We start from the raw sequence: 20858 nt of genomic DNA, 5'->3' as shown, positions 1-20858 counted from the left end.
AGCCAGCGACCGGACCTGTCGTTCGACTTGTGACCGAGCCCTATGATCGCCGGCTCCCGCTCGCTCGCGTTTCGCGTCATTGCGTTTTCCACGGTGTGGGCGATCGTAGCGCTGGTCGTTATCTATACCGTGATTGCAACGCTCTATCGCCAGGCAAGCGAGCGGGGCTTCGAAAGCCTGCTTTCGGCGCATCTTTTCAATCTCATCGGCTCGGTAGGCCTATCGGATCAGGACATGCTGACCGGGCGCCCGGATCTTGGCGATCTCCGTTTCTCACGGCCAAACTCCGGCTGGTACTGGGCGGTCGAGCCGGTTTCGCCCGGACTTGGGGGCACGCTGCGCTCGCTGTCGATGACCGAGGGCGTGCCTTCCCCGCCAGTCTCGGAAGTGCCTTTCAATTCCGAGTTCCAACGTAACTACGATACCCAAGGCATCGCCGGTGAGGAGCTGGAGGTACTTGAGAGCGAATTTGTGCTCGGGACCAACAATCAGATCGCGCGGTTCCGCGTCATGGGCAATCGCAGCGAACTGGAAGACGAGATAGGCATATTCGAACGCCGGCTGGTGACTTACCTGTCCCTTTTCGGCCTGGGGATGATCGCCATCAACGCCATTGCCATTCTGCTCGGACTGAGACCGCTCGGACGAGTCCGGGAGGCGCTGGCGATGGTGCGGGAAGGAAGGGCGCATAGGCTGGACGGGCGATTTCCGACCGAGATCGAGCCGCTGGCCAATGAAACCAACGCCCTTATCGAAAACAACAGGCGCATAGTGGAGCGCTCACGCACGCAAGTCGGAAACCTGGCGCACTCGCTGAAAACACCATTGGCCATATTGCTCAACGAGGGACGAACACTTGGTGGAAGGAAGGGCAAGCTGATTGCCGACCAGGCGTCGGCCATGCAGAGTCAGGTCGAGCACTATCTGCAACGCGCCCGCATGGCCGCCCAACGTGACAGTGTCGTCTATCGCACGCCGACTTCAGCGCTTCTGCGGCGTATGGTGAGGGTGGTGGAGAAGCTCCACCCCGAAATCGCCCTCTCGCTCGTGCTTCCGGCAAATGAGATCGTGTTTGCCGGCGAACGCGAAGATCTGGAAGAGATCGTCGGCAATTTGCTGGAAAATGCGATGAAGTGGGCGAAGACCACCGTACGCATATCGGTTGCACCGATCCCCGGAGAGGAGAACGCTGCCGCGCAGTTCTCAATTGAAATTGAAGATGATGGACCTGGTATCCCGGAGGACAAGGCGCGTGAGGCGCTGAAGAGGGGGAGAAGACTCGACGAAACCAAGCCGGGAACAGGGCTGGGGCTCGCGATCGTCAGCGATCTGGTGAACGAATATGGCGGGAAGCTCCTGTTGGAGGAGTCGGCGATGGGAGGGCTGAAGGCAATTGTTCGGTTGCGCGGCGTGCGCTAGGTCCTGACCTTGGTTCTGTCTGGGCGCCCGGCCAAATTTAAGCCAAAGATCACCGCTAACGGCGCATCCGGCTTCAGCGCCGCGTAATGCTTTGAATCGACGCAGCTTCTTTCCAGAAATCGATTCCGGTTTCCGGGCTTATGCGTTAATCATCAGGGCGAATTCGGAATTGGTGGCAGGCATGATTTTTCGCGTGGCGGTAATTGTCGGGCTGGTTGGGGTCTCTGGCTGCACGACGATGGGGCTGCCCGGTACGAGGGCCAGCACTGGCAGCGCGGCGGTGGCGGGCAACGGTCAAGTTGCAGCGACGATCATTTCGTCAATGGGCGGTGGGCTTGTCGGCGGTCCTATCGGAGATGGCCTTAGCGAGCGCGATCGGCGCAGCGCGCTGGAGGCGGAGTATCGGGCCTTGGAATACACCCAAGGTGGGCGTCCGGTGGGCTGGAAGAGCGACAGATCGGGTCGTTCCGGCGAGGTGGTTGCCGCGCAGCCCTATCGGGTAGGCTCGCAGGATTGCCGTCAATATACCCATACGATCTTTACTGCCGGCCAGTCACGCAGCGCCCGTGGAACTGCTTGCCGCAATCCGGACGGCAGTTGGACGCCGCTTACATAGAGCCCGCGTAAGCAGCGCCGGAACAAGTGCAACCGTCAATCAGTCGCAGCCCCAGGATGTTGGCATGCGATGCCGCCAGGGCTATTAAAGGCATATGGTGTTCTGGTTCGTAGCCGCTTTGCTCACATTTGGTGCCAGCGTCGCGGTTTTGCTGCCGCTGACGGGCTCATCGCGACGTGATTCGGCAGGCAATCAGCACGACCTTGCCGTCTATCGCGATCAACTGGCCGAGCTGGACCGCGATGCAGCGCGGGGCCTTATCCAGCCAGCTGATGCAGAACAGGCGCGAGCAGAGATCGCCCGGCGTATCATCAGGGCGGACAGCAGCGAGGAGATGCCCGCCGAAAAAGCTGGGTGGTCCGCTGCGGGCCGCGTGCTTGGCGGAGTGGCAGTGCTTGTTGTACCGCTGATGAGCTGGGGGCTCTACGCTGCTCTCGGCTCCCCGGATATACCGTCGCAGCCGCTGGAAGCGAGACTGACGCAAAACCCTGCCGATAGTTCGGTCGATGAGCTGATCGCGCGTGCCGAGGGCCATCTGGCCGCCAATCCGCAGGATGGGCGCGGTTGGGACGTCCTGGCGCCGATCTATCTGCGACTTGGGCGATTCGACCAGGCCGTCACCGCGTATAAAAACGCAATCAGGCTGGAAGGTGCTTCGGCTGCGCGTGAAGCGGGGCTTGGCGAAGCGCTCACCAATGCCGGCGGAGGAATTGTCTCATCCGGCGCACAGCAGGCTTTTGAACGCGCGCTCGTCCTGGAACCCGCCCAGCCCAAGGCCAGGTTCTTTCTGGCCGTAGCGCTGCTGCAGGACGGAAAGTCGGCGGAGGCGATCAAGGCCTGGGAGACGATGGGCGCCGAGCTTCCGGAAGGATCGCCCTGGCGAGAGCCGGTGGCGCAGGCCCTGGCGGAGGCTCAAAGTCGTATTGCCGCAACCGAAGCCAAAGAGCCGGCAGCAGGCCCGACACAGGCGGAAATGGATGCAGCCGCTTCCATGTCGTCCGGCGACCGCAAGGCGATGATCGAGACGATGGTCGCAGGGCTTGACCAGAAGCTGCGCGAGAATCCTCAGGATACTGACGGTTGGATGCGCCTGGTGCGTTCCTATGTCGTGCTCGGCAAGACCCAGGAGGCACGCTCGGCGCTTGGAAGGGGGCTTGAGGCACTGGGCGCAGCCACGGAGAACGGGCGCAAACTCACCGAATTCTCGGCTGGTCTCGGTATCCCGGTTTCGGAGTAGGTCACGTGACACGCAAGCAAAAGAGACTGTCAGTCATCGCCGCCGGGGCGGTCTTTCTGGCAACGGCAACCGGCCTGACATTCTATGCCCTGGGGCAGAAGGCATCCTATTTCTACATGCCGGCCGATTTGCAGGCAGCTACGCTTCAGCCGGGGCAACGCATTCGCCTGGGCGGACTGGTGGAACCCGGTACGATCGTGCGCGGGCAGGGGACCGAGGTCAGCTTTGGCGTGACCGACCATGAAAAATCCGTCAAGGTGACGTATACAGGCATTCTTCCCGATCTCTTCCGTGAAGATCAAGGTGTCATCACCGAGGGCACGTTCGGTTCTGACGGGGTTTTCGTGGCCGACAGCGTTCTGGCCAAGCACGATGAAACCTATATGCCCAAGGAAGTGGCCGATGGCTTGAAAGCCAAGGGCGTCTGGCAGGAGAACTGACCATGGTCGAGACCGGCCACTTCGCGCTCATTCTCGCCTTTTCGCTTGCGCTGGTTCAATCCGTGGTGCCGCTTTTCGGCGCCCGCACCGGCAATGAGCGCCTGATGGCAGTTGGTGGCCCTGTGACGGTGACCGGCTTTGCCCTAACAGCGCTGGCCTTTGCCGCCCTGACAATGGCTTACGTGCAGTCGGACTTTTCGGTGCTGAATGTCTGGGAAAACTCCCATTCGCTCAAGCCCATGCTGTTCAAGATCACCGGAACATGGGGCAACCACGAAGGCTCCATGCTGCTGTGGGTGCTGATCCTGACCTTCTTCGGGGCGCTCGTCGCGGTGTTCGGCGGCAATCTTCCGGCGACGTTGCGGGCAAATGTGCTGGCGGTCCAGGGCTGGATCGGGGCCGCTTTCCTGCTGTTCATCCTGACGACCTCAAATCCGTTCACACGGCTGGCCCCGGCTCCGATCGAGGGGCGCGATCTCAACCCGATCCTGCAGGATATTGGGCTCGCCGTTCATCCGCCGCTGCTCTATCTCGGCTATGTCGGCTTTTCCGTGTGCTTTTCCTTTGCGGTTGCAGCCCTCATTGAGGGCCGTATCGATGCCGCATGGGCGCGCTGGGTCAGGCCGTGGACGCTTGCGGCGTGGGTTTTCCTGACCGGGGGCATCGCGATGGGTTCCTACTGGGCCTATTACGAACTCGGCTGGGGCGGGTTCTGGTTCTGGGACCCGGTGGAGAATGCCTCCTTCATGCCGTGGCTGGCCGGTACGGCGCTGCTGCACTCGGCCATCGTCATGGAAAAGCGGTCGGCATTGAAAATCTGGACGCTGCTGCTGGCAATCCTGACATTCTCGTTTTCGCTGCTCGGAACCTTCCTTGTCCGCTCGGGCGTGTTGACTTCGGTGCATGCTTTCGCCACCGACCCTAGCCGCGGCGTCTTCATTCTCGGCATCCTGATGCTCTTCATTGGTGGTTCGCTGGCATTGTTTGCGCTGCGTGCCGGAAATCTCGCCGCAGGAGGTATATTCCAGCCGATCTCGCGCGAAGGCGCACTCGTGCTCAACAACCTTTTCCTGACCACGGCTGCGGCCACCGTGCTGATCGGAACGCTTTATCCGCTCGTGATCGAAGCGCTGTCTGGCGACAAGATTTCGGTTGGCGCTCCCTTCTTCAACCTGACCTTCGGATCGCTGATGGTGCCGCTGTTGGCGCTTGTTCCGTTCGGACCGCTGCTTGCGTGGAAACGTGGTGATATTCACGCTGCCGCACAACGGCTGATGGCCGCTTTTGCCGTGGCGCTGCTTGCCGTACTTTCGACGCTGCTGTTCATTGATGGCGCCACGGTGCTGGCGGCCTTGGGAATAGGCCTCGGTGTCTGGATGATTCTGGGGGCGCTGACAGACATTGTATTGAAGTCGGGTCTCGGGGCGGCATCCGGGAAGGTGATGCTCAGCCGGCTGCGCGGCCTGCCGCGCTCGGTCTATGGAACCGCGCTTGCGCATATGGGGCTTGGGTTATCGGTGCTTGGCATTGTCGGTGTCGTTTCGTTCGAAACCGAGAACATCCTGACCATGCGCCCCGGGCAGACTGTCGAACTTTCCGGGCATACGCTGCGGTTTGATGGGCTCCATCCGGTCCAGGGCCCGAATTTCACCGAAGACCAGGGGCGGTTCGAACTGCTCGACGACGATCAGAAGGTCATTGCCGAGATCGTTTCTTCGAAACGCTTCTACCCGGCAAGGCAGATGCCGACGACCGAAGCCGGCATCAAGACGATGGGCTTGAGCCAGCTCTACGTTTCGCTGGGCGACGAAACCGCCGATGGCGGCGTCGTGGTGCGGTTGTGGTGGAAGCCGCTGGTGATCCTGATCTGGTTCGGCGGACTGGTGATGATGGCAGCTGGTGCCATATCGCTGAGCGACCGGCGTTTGCGGGTAGGAGCGCCTTCACGACGGGCAAAGCCGCTGGCCGGCAAGGTAAGCCAGAGCCAATCATGAGACGGGCACTGATCCTTTGCGCGGTATTGATATGCAGCCTCCTCGGCGGCCTGTCAGCACATGCGGTGCAGCCTGACGAGGTGCTGCAAGATCCTGCCCTTGAGCACCGGGCGCGTGAGCTTTCAGCTGAACTACGCTGCATGGTGTGCCAGAACCAGTCGATCGACGAATCGGACGCCGACCTGGCGCGCGATTTGCGGGTGCTGGTGCGCGAGAGGCTGGTTGCGGGTGACAGCGACACGCAAGTGCTTGACTATGTGGTTTCCCGCTATGGCGAATTCGTCCTGCTGAAACCGCGCCTCAGCTTACGCAACGCATTTCTTTGGGGTGCGCCGCTGGTCCTGCTGCTGCTGGGCGGCGGCTTCATGGCCTATGCGATCCGCACGAAACGACGCGACGAAGTTCCGGCGCTGACCAAGGATGAAAGCAAGGCGCTTGAAACGATCCTACGGCGGGATGACTGACGCCGCATGCGCCAGGCCAACATTACGAAAGTTTCATTCCCCGGAAAGAGTACCGTAATGTGAGCTGTCTTATCTCTTTTGCCAAGGATGCGCTTCGAGTGTCCCTGCAAGAGGATATGATCACATGACTGATTCTCCCAACTCCGTTTCAAAAACCCGCAGCCGGCTTCTTGCCGCTGCCGCTTCCGTTGCCATTGCCGGCGCCATCGGACTTGGCGCGGTAACGACCGGGACCGCGCCCGTATTCGCCGAAGCCGTTCGCGTGGACGCGCCCCAGGCTCCGAGTTTCGCTGATGTCGTCGAGCAGGTCTCGCCCGCAGTCGTCAGCGTGCGTGTGAAGGCAAAGACTGCCGCCGTATCCGACATGGACGGCGATTTCTTTGGCCCTCCCGGATTTGAAGACCTTCCGGACGACCATCCGATGAAGCGCTTTTTCCGCCAGTTCCGTGGTGATCAGGAAAAAGGCAAGCGCTTCGGTCGCCGTGACCGCGGCGAACCCCGTCCGGTCGCGCAGGGCTCCGGTTTCTTCATCTCCGAGGACGGCTATCTCGTCACCAACAATCACGTCGTCGATGGTGGCGCCACCTTTACGGTGGTGACCGATGATGGCACCGAGCTTGACGCCAAGCTGGTCGGCAGCGATCCGCGTACCGATCTGGCCGTGCTGAAGGTCGATAGCGACAAGAAGTTCACCTATGTGGATTTTGCCGATGATGCCAAGGTTCGGGTCGGCGATTGGGTGGTTGCCGTCGGTAATCCGTTTGGGCTTGGCGGCACCGTCACGGCCGGTATCGTTTCGGCCCGCGGCCGCGATATCGGTGCGGGCCCCTATGACGATTTCATCCAGATCGATGCCGCGGTCAATCGGGGCAACTCGGGCGGTCCGGCCTTCAACCTCAGCGGGCAGGTCGTCGGCATCAATACGGCGATCTTCTCGCCCTCCGGTGGTAACGTCGGCATTGCCTTCGCGATCCCTGCCTCTACGGCAAAATCGGTGGTCCGGGAGCTGATCGACAATGGTGCGGTTCAGCGCGGTTGGCTCGGCGTCCAGATTCAGCCGGTAAGCAAGGAAATTGCCGAGTCGCTCGGCATGGCTGCGGATGCAAAGGGCGCACTCGTTGCCGAATCGCAGGATGACGGTCCTGCAAAGAAGGCCGGCATCGTCGCCGGCGACGTCATCACCAAGGTCAATGGCAAGGATGTGGCATCGCCGCGTGAACTTGCGCGCGTAATTGCGGGGATCGCACCGGGAACCTCCATTGACGTTGATCTGTGGCGCAAGGGCAATTCCGAGACTGTGAAGTTGACCCTTGGCGAATTGCCCGGCTCTGACAAGCTGGGATCGACCGATGAGCCGTCATCGTCGCAGACCAGCACCGACAAACTCGCCGATCTCGGCCTGACTGTGACCGGGGCCGACGACGGCAAGGGGCTGGTCGTGACCGATGTCGATCCCGACAGCGATGCAGCAAGCCGTGGCATCCAGGCCGGTGACGTCATCGTTGCGGTGAACTCGATGCAGGTGAACGGGCCAGCCGATGTCTCCAAGGCAATGGATGAGGCATCGAAGGCAGGCCGCAAGGCGGTGCTGCTGCAGATCAGCCGCGATGATACCAACCGGTTTGTCGCGCTTCCGGTTGCCAAGGGCTGAGTGCCGATCAAGAGTGTCTAAAGGTGTCCAAGTCTAGCGGCAGCAGGTGAATGCCTGCTGCCGCTCGTGGTTTGGAGGTTGCCATGAAGATCAGCACCATTGAACCAAGTGAAATCGCGTATAGTGGCTCGATGAAGATTCTCATCGTCGAAGACGACCGCGAAGCGGCTGAATATCTGGAAAAGGCGTTTGCCGAGGCGGGGCACACCGCCCATGTCGCCGGTGATGGCGAGACGGGTTTTGCGCTTGCCGATTCGGGTGACTATGACGTGATGATCGTCGATCGCATGCTGCCGCGCCGTGACGGGCTGTCGCTGATTGCAGGATTGCGCTCGCGCGGCAATCGGACACCGGTGCTGATCCTTTCGGCGCTCGGCGAGGTCGATGACCGCGTGACCGGCCTGCGCGCCGGCGGTGACGATTACTTGACCAAGCCCTATGCGTTTTCTGAATTACTGGCGCGGGTAGAGGTGCTCAATCGCCGCGCCACGTCCAGGGAAGCCGAAACCGTATACCGGGCCGGGGATCTGGAACTCGACCGCCTGTCGCACACCGTTCGCCGAGCGTCGCGCGACATAATCCTTCAGCCGCGGGAATTCCGGCTGCTCGAATACCTCATGCGCCATGCTGGCCAAGTGGTGACGCGCACCATGCTCCTGGAAAACGTCTGGGACTATCACTTCGACCCGCAAACCAACGTCATCGACGTTCATGTCTCGCGGCTGCGGGGCAAGATTGAAAAAGGATTCGACAAGCCGATCCTGCACACCGTTCGCGGCGCCGGCTACATGCTCAAGGCCGACTGAGTGATGGCGCTGCGGCTGTCTGCAATCATGAAGACGACGGCTGCGCGCCTTTCGGCTCTCTATCTGCTGCTATTTACGCTCTGTGCCGTCCTCCTGGTCTTTTACATGACCTCGCTTTCGTTTGACATGCTGAAAGCGCAGACCATGGAAACCATAAATGAGGAGATGCAGGGGCTGGGTAGCGCTTATCAGCGTGGGGGATTGCCTCTGCTTGTGCGCACGATCGAACGGCGCTCGCGTCAACCGGGCGCAAATCTCTACCTGATTGCCGACCCGGCCGGCCGTGTCCTTTCCGGCAATGTGGAGGGTCTGGACCCAACTGTTCTGGCAATGGAAGGCTGGACCGAACGGCCATTTCGCTATCTGCGTTACGGAGATGCCAGTTCCGAACGGCGTGATTCAAGTAATTCTGACGCCACCAGGCCGGAGGTCGGGCATGAAGCCATCGCGCTGGTGTTGCGGCTGCCCAACCAGATGATCGTGCTGGTCGGCCGCGATCTCGGCGAGCCTGAGCGGTTTCGGGCGGTGGTGCGCCGCGCGCTGGTAGCGGCGCTGGGGACGATGGGGCTGGGTGCACTGCTGATCTGGTATTTCGTCGGACGCCGCGCGCTCAAGCATATCGACAAGGTCTCGGAAGCAAGCCGCCGCATCATGGGCGGCGATCTTTCCGGTCGGCTGCCGGTTACAGGCGCTGGCGACGAGTTCGACAGGCTCTCGGAAAACCTCAATACAATGCTGGCGCGTATCGCCGAATTGAATGAGGGCCTGAAACAGGTCTCTGATAATATTGCGCATGATTTGAAGACGCCGTTGTCGCGGCTGAAAAATCGCGCGGAGGCGGCTCTGTCAGGCAAGCGCACGCCAGCCGAATATCGTGCGGCGCTGGAAGGCACGATTGCGGAATCGGACCAGCTCATCCGTACATTCAATGCGATTCTGATGATTTCCCGGCTCGAAGCTGGCTATTCCGCAGAGAGTCTCTCCAAGGTCGATCTTGCCGAGACCGTTCGCGACGTTGTCGAGCTTTACGAAGCGGTCGCCGAGGAGGTTGGGGTCGGGCTGGAGTCCGTCGTGGCCGGTTCAGTCATCGTGGACGGCAATCGCGAACTGATAGGGCAGGCGCTGTCGAACATTGTCGATAATGCGATCAAATATTCCGCCGAGACTGACAATGCATCGGTCCGCGTCACTTTGGAGGCGAGCGGCACCGATGTGAGACTGACGGTAACCGACAATGGCCCCGGCATTCCCGATGATGCCGATCGCCAGCGGGCGACAGAACGGTTTGTGCGGCTGGAGAAGAGCCGGTCGCAGCCGGGGTCGGGGCTGGGCTTAAGCCTGGCCAAGGCGGTGATGAAACTGCATGGCGGGCGGCTTGATCTTGTGCCTGCGAATCCCGGATTATCAGTGGTGATGGTTTTCCGGAAGAAAGAGGCAGGCGCATGACGACGGGTGTCGCGGCAAGAACGGCCGGCTCGGACTGGCGCCTGAAAGTCGTCCACGAACTGGCTCCGCTTGATAGCAGCCGCGCGAAGCAGGAATGCCGTGAAATTGCCATGGCGGCCAAACAGGCAGGCCTGCCGCGATTGTCCGAATTCCTGTCCGCAAATAGCCGCCAGGCACGATTTCTTCGCGCGGTTTTCGACCTGTCGAGCTTCATGCGCGACTGTGCCCGCCGTGCACCGGATATGCTGGACTGGCTATTCGACCGCGATGTCGAAGAGCTGCTGGCCTCCATCCATGCCGATATTGGTCGTTCTGTTCATGCCGAGGATGTTTCGGAAAAGAGCGTGATGATGACGCTGCGCCAGCTCAAGCTGCACGCGCATTTCCTCATTGCCCTTGCCGATCTGGCAGGCGAGGCCGAGCCGGCAGTGACGGTGCGCAGATTGAGCGATCTGGCCGAGGCCTGCACGCAGGCTGCGGTGATGTTCCTGCTGCGAGAGGCGCATCTCCAGGGCAAGCTCAAACTGCCGGACCCGCAGCGCCCGACCGAGGGGTCGGGCTGGATTGTCCTTGGCATGGGCAAGCTCGGTGCACATGAACTCAATTTTTCGTCCGATATCGACCTGGTGGTTTTTTTCGATCCTCAGGCGCCTGCCATCATCGATCCTCTCGATGCCTCCGAGCTTTTCTCGCGCCTGACAAAGCGTCTGGTGCGTATCCTTCAGGATCGCACCGAGCATGGCTATGTGTTCCGCACCGATCTTCGCCTGCGCCCGGACCCGGGGTCCACACCGCTGGCGATCCCGGTTCAGGCAGCACTGCTCTACTATGAGGGGCGGGGTCAGAACTGGGAGCGGGCCGCCATGATCAAGGCGCGCCCTGTGGCCGGAGACAGGGAAGCGGGAGTGAATTTCCTGAAGGAACTGCAGCCCTATGTCTGGCGCAAATATATGGATTTTGCCGCTATCGCCGACGTGCATTCGATCAAGCGTCAGATCCATGCGCATAAGGGCCACGGCGAAATCACGGTCAAGGGGCACAATATCAAGCTGGGGCGCGGCGGCATCCGCGAAATCGAGTTTTTCGTCCAGACGCAGCAATTGATTGCCGGCGGCCGGTTCCCTGAACTGCGCGGTCGCGAAACCGTGCCGATGCTTGCCGAGCTTGCTTCCCGCAACTGGATCACTGCCGAAGCGCGGGATTCTCTTGCCAAGCAATATTGGTTTCTGCGCCGGGTCGAGCACGCAGTCCAGATGGTCGCGGATGAACAGACCCACACATTGCCGCAGGACGATGAGGGGCTGGAGCGCATCGCGCATATGCTGGCCTTTGCGAACGCCGATACGTTCGCGGACGCGCTGCGCCGGGCTTTGCAGGAGGTCGAGCGACATTATGCGGCGCTGTTCGAAACCGCGCCGGAATTGTCTTCGGGCGTCGGCAATCTTGTCTTCACCGGCGATGTCGATGATCCCGACACGCTACAGACCTTGCAGCGGCTCGGCTTCGAGCGGCCGAGCGACATTTGCCGGGTGATCCGCGCCTGGCATTTCGGCCGCTACCGGGCAACTCAATCGGCCGAAGCGCGCGAGCGGCTGACGGAACTGACGCCGGCGCTTCTGGAAGCTTTCGGCAAGACGCGCCGCGCCGACGAAGCGCTTATGCGCTTCAACGAATTCATCGCCGGACTGCCGGCAGGCATTCAGCTCTTTTCGCTGCTGCAATCCAACCCAGGCTTGTTGAAGCTGCTGGCCACGATCTTGAGCGCCGCGCCTCGCCTGGCGGCGGTCATCACGCGCAGGCCGCATATTTTCGACGGACTGCTCGACCCGGCATTGCTCTCCGAATTGCCTGACCGTGCCTATCTGGCGGCGCGGCTTTCGGCGTTTCTGGAAGCCGCCAAAACCTATGAGGAAATCTTAGACAGGCTGCGCATTTTCGCAGCCGAGCAGAAGTTCCTGATCGGCGTCCGGTTGCTTGCAGGGTCGATCGACGCAGAGCGGGCCGGCCGGGCTTTTTCCGATCTTGCCGACCTGACCATCGGCGCCGCACTCGAAGCGGTGCTGGAGGAGTTTGCTGTGCGCCACGGTAAGATCGCAGGCGGCAGGGTTGCGATCCTTGGCATGGGCAAGCTCGGCAGCCGTGAACTGACAGCGGGCTCCGATGTCGATCTCATCCTGCTTTACGATCACGCGGCGGACGCCGAGGAATCGGATGGCGAAAAGCCCCTTGCGCCTTCGCACTATTATACAAGGCTGACGCAGCGCCTGATTGCCGCCGTTTCGGCGCCAACCGCCGAAGGCGTGCTCTACGAACTCGATCTGCGCCTGCGCCCTTCGGGCAACAAGGGCCCTGTCGCTACCAATATCGATGCGTTCCGGAAATACCAGAACGAGCAGGCCTGGACCTGGGAGCACATGGCGCTGACACGTGCGCGCGCGGTGGCGGGAGATGACGCGCTCTGCGGCGAGGCTGAAGCCGAGGTGGCGGCTCTGATTGCCTTGCCGCACGATAAAACCAAGATCGCCAAGGAAGCCGTCGAAATGCGCCACATGATCGAGGAGGAAAAGCCGCCGCGTGATTTGTGGGATATCAAACTGGTCCCCGGCGGGCTGATCGATCTGGAGTTTATCGCACAGGTCGGGGTGCTGACCGGGCAACTCACATCCGGTGAGCGCCCGATCGGCACGGGCGAAACCTTGCGGCGCCTGGCGCCTGGCTTTGCCGGTGAGCAGGCTAGGCAAGATCTTGTCGATGCCTATTCGCTCTATTTGGGGCTCACACAGATGATAAGGCTGTGCCTGACAGATGCATTTCAGCGCGACGACGTCCCGCCAGGACTCTCCGACCTGCTATTGCGCAGCACGGACCTTCCGGGTTTCAGTGTTCTTGAAGCGCACATCAAGGCCACGGCACGAAAGGTGAGGGCGGTTTTCGACCGCTTGTTGCGAAGCTGATTGAACGGGTGTCAGGCTGCCTTCCGGCTTATCTTGGATGGCTTCTTGCGCACCGGAATGCGAACTGAAACGATTGTTCCGGATCCTTCGGTCGAGCGGATTTTCAGGGCGCCGCCATGGAGCTCGGCCAATGACCGCGAAATGGCAAGGCCAAGGCCCGATCCGGTGTGGTTTTTGGAAAACTGGTTCTGCACCTGTTCGAACGGCCGCCCAAGCTTGCTCAGCGCTTCGCTCGGGATGCCGCAGCCATTGTCCTCGATGGTGATCATCAAGGCGCCGGCGACGTTGCGCGCCCGCACCAGAACATGCCCGCCATGACCGGTGAATTTGACCGCGTTGGACAGGAGATTGATGACGATCTGCTTGACGGCCCGCCTGTCGGCGAACAGCGTCAGGGATTCCGCGATGCGCGTCTCGACGGTGATGGACTTCTGCTTGGCTTGCAGAGAAATCACGCGCACCGTCTCGTGGATCAGCGGGCACAGGTTGATTTCCTCGCTGTCGATCGAGAACTGTCCTGCCTCGATCTTCGACATGTCGAGAATGTCGTTGATGACGCCCAGCAGATATCTGCCGCTGCTGAGGATATCGCTGGCATATTCTTCATAGCGCGACGAGCCGAGGGGTCCGAACAGCCGCGATTCCATGAGTTCGGAAAAGCCGATGATGGCGTTGAGCGGCGTGCGCAGTTCATGAGACATGTTTGCGAGAAACTCGGACTTGGCGCGATTGGCAGCCTCCGCTCGCTCCGTCTCCTTCATGTATTTCTTGTTGAGGTCGACCAGTTCGCGTGCACGCTCCTGCTCGGCCCGGCGCGCGACGCTGAGATCGTGGATCGTCGCCATCAGGCGCCGTTCGCTATCGACCAGCTTTTCCTGATGCTGCTTGATCTGGGTGATGTCGGACCCCACCGACACGGTTCCGCCGTCGCGGGTCTTCAACTCGTTGACCTGCAGCCAGCGGCCATCGGCAAGCTGCCTTTCATAGGTGGCGCCGCCGCTGCGGCCATTGGCATTGGCAAGCCTGCGCTCGGAGGCGTAGGCGGTCATGCGTTCCTCCAGCGTCGGGCGCAGAGCGCCGGCGACCACGTCGGCGTCGGACAGGCCATTGTCCTGCTGATATTTGGAATTGCACATGACAAGGCGCTGCTTTGCGTCCCAGAGGACGAAGGACTCATTGATGCTCTCGATTGCGGTGCGCAGGCGCTGGTCGGCGGCTTCCGAACGCTGCGCCAGATGGCGCTGCTCGGTGACGTCGACGGCAATGCCGATAAGCTGGATTTCCGGCGCGTCAGGATCGATGACCTGTGCGCGGGCACGAACCCAGACCCACCGCCCGTCGGCATGGCGCATGCGGAAAACCTGGTCGATGTGGTCGATCTCGCGCGCTACGATTCGGTTGGCCACCTGGAACAGATCGCCATCGTCCTCGTGAATGATCGCATCGACCTCGCCGAAGGAGAGCATCGTCTCGCATGGCTCGTAGCCGAGCATGTCATACATGGAGCGCGACCAGTACATCTTGCCGCGAACCATGTCCCAGTCCCACAGGCCGCAGCGGCCGCGCACCAATGCCAGGTCGATGCGCTGATGGGCTTCCAGATAGATGCGGTCGGCCGCCTGCGCCCGCGCCGCCTGGCTGAAATAGGCATAGAGGACGATGATCAGGATGCCGGCGGTGAGCACGAACAGGGTAACATTCAGCGACACGGTCTTGCGCCATTCCGCAAAGACGGCGGTCTGCGGGATCAACGCCGTTGCTGCCGCGCTGCGGTCGTCGGTTAGGCTCAGCGCGGCGTACCAGACTTGACCGTCGATCCGGACCTTCATCACACCGGCACGCTCACCGAACATGAACAGTGGCTGCCCGCCGGAGACGAGTTCGTTGAGCACCTTGCCTTCCCAGCGCGTCGACTGGGGCGACACCGCGACCACCCGAAAGGAGTGATCGGTTATCGCCAGCACATGCCTGCTTCCCATGCCGCCTTGCTGGATCACGCTTTCCAGAAGGTCCCGGGGCGCCGTCGGGTTGGTGTCGTCTGCGATATTCTCCGCCATCAGGCTATTGGCGAGCTGAGCTGCACCCAGAGCCAGTATGGCCCTGGTGTTGCGCTCGACATCATCGTGCCAGGCCATCAGTGAAAGAAATCGCGCGGCCGCCACCACCAGCAGGAAAATGACGATCAGGGCAGGGATGGAACGCCGCAAAAGCGGTTCGGCGGCAAGAAGCCGCCGGTAAGCCGGTTCGGCAATGATGCGCGCGCTTCCCGCAAGGCTGCTGCCCTTGCGTCGCACAAACGCATTCCCATCGGGCGCGCCCCACGCGTCCGCCTTCGCCATACCCAGGCTCCCCGAAACCTATTCGCCAAAAATGATCCGGAAACACCGCACATCCGAATCATCCATAAGGAATCAGAGGTGATTCGCCTTGTCCAGAGGCAAGAGTGAATAGAACGTAAATAGTGCTCTTCGGTCTCCGGAATCAGGCCAGTGTGCGCTCGACGATGTCACGCAGGTCGGCCGAGAGATTTTCTGCTCGGCTGATGGTCACAAGCGCCTCGCGTGCCTTGGCCTGGCGTCTGGGCTCGAGCGAACGCCAAGAACGCAGGGCCGTTGCGAGCCGGGCCGCCACCTGCGGATTGCGTTTTTCGACAGAAAGCACCGTCTCGACGAAGAATTCGTAGCCGGCACCGTCGGCGCGATGAAAACCGGTCTGGTTGAGGGTTGCGAATGTGCCGATCAGCGAGCGGACACGATTGGGGTTCGCAAGGGCAAATGCAGGGTGGGTCGTCAGCTTCTTGACGCGATCGACGGTGCCGGCGCCCGGCGCGGATGCCTGGATCTGGAACCATTTGTCCATGACAAGGGCATCGGAACGATATCTGGCTTCAAAGCCGGTCAGCGCCTCCTTGGCTTCCGGCGTGTCGATATGGCGATGGGCAAGCACGGTCAGTGCTGCCGCCCGATCGGTCATGTTGGTTGCTTCGGCAAAATGGGTGGCGGCAAGCGCGGCACCATTCGGCAGGGTCGAGAGATAGTCCAGAAGCACGTTGCGCAGCGCCCGTCGTCCGGCACTCGCAGCGTCCGGGCTGAATGCGCCGTCGCTGCTCAAGTCATGATAGAGCTTCGTGAACAGGTCCGCATTTGCCTGTGCGATCGCTGCCATCAATGCTTCGCGGCCGGCAAGAATTGCGTCGGGATCGATATTGGAGGCGGCTTCACGCGCGATGTCGGCTTCGCTCGGCAGGGTCAGCGCCAGTGCGCGGAACGCATGTTCCAGCGTTTCGTCGGCCGCTATCGTTCCGGCCAGTTCGAGCAGATCCGTACTGAACTCGATCGGCTTTCCGCCGCGCGACTGGCGAAACGCCGAGATCAGCGTCTCGGTCAACAGCGTGTTGAATGCCTGCCAGCGTGAAAATGCATCGCTATCGTGTCGTGCCAGGAAATATTGATCCTGCGCGCTTTGCTCGATGGAAAGGGTGATCGGCGCGGAAAATCCGCGATTGAGCGAAATGGCCGGGCGCTCCTTGACGCCTGAGAAGCGCACCGTGTGCCGGCGCTTGTGAAGATGAAGCACATCATCCTCGACGGTCGCACCCTCGACGCTGTCATAGGCGATATCCTTGCCATCCGGTCCGACCAGTCCGAACGCCAGCGGAATATGCATCACCCGCTTGCGGCTTTCGGAGGGCGTAGGCGGCACCGACTGCTCGATCTCCAGCGTGAACTGCTGCGAGGACGCATCATGCGAGGCGGCCACGGTCACATTGGGTGTTCCCGCCTGGTGATACCAGAGCGCGAATTGCGACAGGTCACGACCTGAAACATCCTCGAATACCTTCAGAAAATCCTCGATGGTCGCCGCTTCGCCGTCATGACGCTCGAAATAAAGGTCCATGCCTTTGCGGAATGTCGCTTTGCCGAGAATGGTGCGGATCATCCGCACTACTTCCGAGCCCTTCTCATAGACGGTCGCGGTATAGAAGTTGTTGATCTCACGATAGCGCCGCGGCCGCACCGGATGTGCGAGCGGTCCCTGGTCTTCCGGAAACTGATGCGCGCGCAGGGTCCGCACTTCGGCGATGCGCTTGACCGATCGCGAACGCTGGTCGGCTGAAAACTCATGGTCGCGGAAAACGGTCAGCCCTTCCTTCAGGCAAAGCTGGAACCAGTCTCGGCAAGTGATTCTATTGCCAGTCCAATTATGGAAATATTCATGCGCGATGATGGCTTCGATATTGGCGAAGTCCGTGTCGGTCGCGGTCTCTTCATCGGCAAGCACATATTTGTCGTTGAAGATATTCAGCCCCTTGTTTTCCATCGCGCCCATGTTGAAATCCGACACGGCAACGATGTTGAAGACGTCGAGGTCATATTCGCGACCGAACACTTCCTCGTCCCAGCGCATAGAGCGCTTGAGCGCATCCATCGCATAGGCGGCAAGCCGCTCCTTGCCATGCTCGACATAGATTCCGAGCTCGACTTCCCGCCCGGACACGGTCACGAAACTGTCCGCCACGCGGCCAAGGTCGCCTGCGACCAGCGCAAACAGATAGGACGGCTTGGGGAAAGGGTCGTGCCAGATCGCATAATGCCAGCCATCGGCCAGATCCCCGCGCTCGACGGGGTTGCCATTGGCCAAAAGCAGCGGCGCCTCATCACGGCGGGCTTCGATCCGCACGGTGTAGACCGACAATATGTCCGGGCGGTCGAGGAAATAGGTGATGCGCCGAAAGCCCTCGGCCTCGCACTGGGTGCAATAGACATTGTTGGAGCGGTAGAGCCCCATCAGCGCCTGGTTTTTTGACGGGGCGATTTCCGTCTCGATAAGTACCCGGAACTGCTGGGTGGCAGGCGGGGTTTTTATCGTCAGCCGGTCAGGTGTGGATTCATAGGCTGCGGGATCGAGAGACGTGCCATCGATTTCAACCCGCTTGAGGACAAGCCCGTCGCCATCGAGCACCAGCGGTGGATTTTCCGTACTGCCGCTGCGCCGCTCGACCGTCAGTTCCGAAACGACGGAGGTTCCGTCTGGCGAAAGCCTGAAGGTAAGGCCGGTCAGCGGGATGAGATAGTCGCTGGGCCGATAGTCCTCGAGCCTGAAAACCTGGCCGGTATCTGTGCGCATTGCGGATTTCCTGACGAAGTTCCGAGCCTACCGGTGAGTCGTGGCTTTCTGGTGGCCCAACAAATTGAAGCTGGTGCTCTTTACACCAAACATCCCCTCGACAAAACTGCCGCAGGGTCTATGGCAGGGCGGCGTCGCCCCGGAAATTGCAGTGCAGAAATGATCATCGACACGTCTAACCTCGATAAGAATCCAGATTTGCTGGCCGCGATGGCCGCAAAGTGAAGGCATCGCATAACCCCGGCACAAACAACCCAATCAAAGGTATCGCCCTCAAGGTGTCGTCGGTCGCCATTTTTGTGGCGATGTCGTCGCTGATCAAGGCAGCCGGCACGGTGCCCGCCGGGCAGATCGTGTTCTATCGCTCGCTTTTCGCCATGTTGCCGATACTGGCTTTTCTGGCCTTCCGTCATGAGTTGCGAACCGCTTTCTACACCACAAGGCCGCTCAACCACATTGCCCGCGGCGTGGTCGGCGTGACCTCGATGGGCCTTGGCTTTTTTGCCCTGACGCGGCTTCCGCTGCCGGAAGCGATCACCCTGAACTATGCGCAGCCTCTGATGGTGGTGGTTTTCAGCGCGATTTTTCTCGGCGAAACCGTTCGCGTCTTCCGCTGGAGCGCGGTCATTGTCGGCTTGATCGGTGTCTTCATCATCTCCTGGCCGAAACTGACCCTGCTGAGCGGGGGCGCTGCAATGGGAAATGAGCAGGCGGTTGGCGTCATCGCCGCACTTGCCGCCGCCGCGGTGTCGGCAGTCGCTGCCATCCTCGTACGCAGCCTCGTCCACACCGAAAGGACAGGCACCATCGTCCTGTGGTTTTCGCTGACCGCCACTATAATGGCGTTGGTAACCTATCCGTTCGGCTGGGAGAAGCTCACCGTTGCCCAGACGATATGCCTCACCGGCGCCGGCCTTTGCGGTGGTCTGGGCCAGCTCCTGATGACGGAAGCCTATCGCCATGCCCAGCTGTCCACCGTTGCGCCCTTCGAATATACCTCGATGATCCTTGCCATTGTGGTGGGCTATTTCGTTTTCGCCGACATTCCGACCATCCATATGCTGGTCGGTGGGGTGATCGTGGTCGGCGCCGGCATCTTCATCATCTGGCGTGAACAGCGGCTCGGACTTGAACGCGGTGCCGCTCGCAAGGTCACGCCACCGCAAGGCTGAGCCGACCTTGGGACAGGTCAGTTTCCGCTCAATTGCCTGAGCCTGACCTTCACTTCGAGGAAATCGCGCCAGGCCAGCTTCTTGTGGGCGGGGTTACGCAGCAGGTAGGCCGGGTGCAATGTCGGCATGGCCGGAATGACAGTGCCCGTCTTCGTTACATGTTGCCGCCAGCCGCCCCGCAGCCGCAGGATACCTTCCGTCGTGTTGAGCAGAAGCTTTGCCGACGGGCCGCCGAGCGTGACCAGCACCTTTGGATTTGCCAGCTCGATCTGCCGCTCGATGAAGGGGCGGCAGATTTCAGTTTCATGCGGGGTCGGCGTACGGTTGCCCGGTGGCCGCCACGCAATGACGTTGGCGATATAGGCGCTGGTGCGGTCAAGGCCGATGGCGGCCAGGATCCGGTCGAGCAGCTGGCCCGAGCGCCCGACGAAGGGCAGGCCTTCCATGTCCTCGTCGCGTCCAGGAGCTTCGCCGACCAGCATCACTGCCGCATCGGGATTGCCATCGGCAAAGACCGTGTTCTTTGCGGTATATTTCAGGTTGCAGCCCTCGAAGGCTTCCAGATGTCGGCGCAGTTCATCGAGCGTATTGGCGCTGGCAGCGAGTTCGCGGGCGAGCGCTGCCTGGCCCTCATCCGGTATGGCGGCGGTCGCACGTATGGGAGCCTCTGTCCTCGGCCGGGATTCATGCCGGGCAGGGGAAGGGCGTTCCTGTTTACCGGAGGCGCTTTCACGCCGCTCGCTTTGGAGCGGCGACGCTGCCGGTTGCGAGAAGCGGTCTACAGCCTCCTCCACCAGCGCATCATCGACGCCTGCTTCGGCGTAGAAGGCAAGCAGTTCGCCAAGATTGGCAATGTCGGTTCCGGAGGGCAAATTCATGGCCCACAATCTCCCGGACGCCTGCTGAAAGCAAGTCAGGTCGAAGGGATACGGGGGTCCTGGACCAGATAGAATTGAGACTTCGGCGTGAAATCGGTGATCAGGAAACCGAATGTCGCGGTTTCACCCGGATCGACTTTGCCGTTGCGCAAAAGCAGCCGGTCATATGGCTCGAAATCCCGGCTGAACTCCATGAAACTGTCGGACGAAATGGTCCTGGCATCCGTACGCCGTTGGTCGAAGGAGAGACCGTCGCCAAAAAGACTCGGCTCGTGCAACTGTTCCTGAAGCTCGAATTCGAATTCGATCCAGGCCAGCCGGCTGTTGTTGAGGATCTCCAGCCGCACATGCAGGAAGCCATTGGCGTAGTTTCCTGAAAAATCGAAGGCTCGAATCGGCCGAATGGTGCGGATGACGAGCGTGACCGGACTTGCGGAGTTCATTTCCTCGGAAATGACGACCGGGTCTTCCCTGGTTCCCCTGCCGGTGACCGACCTGATGTGAAATCCGCCCAGCTCGTCTGAAAAGGAATAGGCCCCGGCAGGCCATTGCCGATGCTCGAACTCGCTTTCCTGTGCAGGTGCGGGCAGGGTCCAGAGAAGCAGGCAGTACAAAACCGCAAACAGGATACCCAGCGCCTCGCGACGGAAATTG

General features: G+C 60.9%; 15 protein-coding genes. 11 read left to right on the top strand and 4 right to left on the bottom strand.

Translation table 11 applies throughout. From position 1 onward, the window contains the following. The first annotated feature begins 42 nt into the window (after positions 1 to 42). The 10 genes from EET67_RS05025 (at position 43) to EET67_RS04980 (ending at position 13027) form a co-directional block, all read left to right on the top strand. Positions 43 to 1419 carry an ATP-binding protein gene (locus tag EET67_RS05025; RefSeq protein WP_128625134.1) on the top strand — a complete coding sequence of 459 codons (1377 nt, stop codon included), beginning with the start codon at positions 43 to 45 and terminating at the stop codon, positions 1417 to 1419. Between the two features lie 181 nt (positions 1420 to 1600). Continuing rightward, entirely contained in the window at positions 1601 to 2035 is a 435-nt protein-coding gene (locus EET67_RS05020; RefSeq protein WP_128625133.1) for a hypothetical protein, read from the top strand. Between the two features lie 94 nt (positions 2036 to 2129). Then, positions 2130 to 3272, top strand: coding sequence for a c-type cytochrome biogenesis protein CcmI (gene ccmI, locus EET67_RS05015; protein ID WP_128625132.1), 1143 nt, complete (start codon positions 2130 to 2132; stop codon positions 3270 to 3272). Between the two features lie 5 nt (positions 3273 to 3277). Next, complete coding sequence (gene ccmE / locus EET67_RS05010) at positions 3278 to 3712, top strand: cytochrome c maturation protein CcmE (protein ID WP_128625131.1); 435 nt, start codon at positions 3278 to 3280, stop codon at positions 3710 to 3712. Positions 3713 to 3714: 2 nt separating this feature from the next. After that, positions 3715 to 5706: a heme lyase CcmF/NrfE family subunit gene (locus EET67_RS05005; protein WP_128625130.1), complete on the top strand. Its 1992-nt coding sequence runs from the start codon at positions 3715 to 3717 to the stop codon at positions 5704 to 5706. After that, the gene (locus EET67_RS05000) at positions 5703 to 6170 is read left to right on the top strand and encodes a cytochrome c-type biogenesis protein (RefSeq protein WP_128625129.1); all 468 of its coding nucleotides are present in this window, start codon (positions 5703 to 5705) and stop codon (positions 6168 to 6170) included. Before EET67_RS05005 ends, EET67_RS05000 begins: the two co-directional genes overlap by 4 nt. A 124-nt stretch (positions 6171 to 6294) precedes the next feature. Then, positions 6295 to 7821, top strand: coding sequence for a Do family serine endopeptidase (locus tag EET67_RS04995; protein WP_128625128.1), 1527 nt, complete (start codon positions 6295 to 6297; stop codon positions 7819 to 7821). A 131-nt stretch (positions 7822 to 7952) separates the two neighbouring features. Beyond that, on the top strand, positions 7953 to 8627 hold the full coding sequence (locus EET67_RS04990; RefSeq protein ID WP_165899795.1) for a response regulator transcription factor: 675 nt from the start codon (positions 7953 to 7955) through the stop codon (positions 8625 to 8627). A gap of 3 nt (positions 8628 to 8630) precedes the next feature. Further along, positions 8631 to 10073, top strand: a complete 1443-nt coding sequence (locus EET67_RS04985; protein WP_128625126.1) for an ATP-binding protein — start codon at positions 8631 to 8633, stop codon at positions 10071 to 10073. Next, positions 10070 to 13027, top strand: a complete 2958-nt coding sequence (locus EET67_RS04980; RefSeq protein ID WP_128625125.1) for a bifunctional [glutamine synthetase] adenylyltransferase/[glutamine synthetase]-adenylyl-L-tyrosine phosphorylase — start codon at positions 10070 to 10072, stop codon at positions 13025 to 13027. The genes EET67_RS04985 and EET67_RS04980 overlap by 4 nt, the downstream gene beginning before the upstream one ends. A gap of 11 nt (positions 13028 to 13038) precedes the next feature. Here EET67_RS04980 and EET67_RS04975 read toward each other — a convergent pair whose 3' ends face one another. Both EET67_RS04975 and pepN read right to left on the bottom strand, forming a co-directional pair. After that, complete coding sequence (locus EET67_RS04975) at positions 13039 to 15366, bottom strand: PAS domain-containing sensor histidine kinase (RefSeq protein ID WP_128625124.1); 2328 nt, start codon at positions 15364 to 15366, stop codon at positions 13039 to 13041. A 142-nt stretch (positions 15367 to 15508) separates the two neighbouring features. After that, a complete protein-coding gene (gene pepN / locus EET67_RS04970) occupies positions 15509 to 18154 on the bottom strand; it encodes an aminopeptidase N (RefSeq protein ID WP_128625123.1) in 2646 nt (881 codons plus the stop codon). Between the two features lie 221 nt (positions 18155 to 18375). On the opposite strand from pepN, the gene EET67_RS04965 reads away from it, so the two are divergent. Beyond that, positions 18376 to 19326: a DMT family transporter gene (locus tag EET67_RS04965; protein WP_128625122.1), complete on the top strand. Its 951-nt coding sequence runs from the start codon at positions 18376 to 18378 to the stop codon at positions 19324 to 19326. A 17-nt stretch (positions 19327 to 19343) separates the two neighbouring features. On the opposite strand, the gene EET67_RS04960 is transcribed toward EET67_RS04965, so the two are convergent. Continuing rightward, positions 19344 to 20204 (bottom strand): uracil-DNA glycosylase, encoded by an 861-nt coding sequence (locus tag EET67_RS04960; protein WP_128625121.1) that lies wholly within the window; start codon positions 20202 to 20204, stop codon positions 19344 to 19346. 35 nt (positions 20205 to 20239) lie between these two features. Further along, entirely contained in the window at positions 20240 to 20809 is a 570-nt protein-coding gene (locus EET67_RS04955) for a hypothetical protein (protein ID WP_425359507.1), read from the bottom strand. Positions 20810 to 20858: the final 49 nt, after the last annotated feature.

The organism is Borborobacter arsenicus (assembly GCF_003934165.1).
Lineage (GTDB): Bacteria > Pseudomonadota > Alphaproteobacteria > Rhizobiales > Rhizobiaceae > Pseudaminobacter > Pseudaminobacter arsenicus.
The sequence above is the reverse complement of the archived record's forward strand: the minus strand, read 5'-3'. Positions and strand labels throughout refer to the sequence as shown.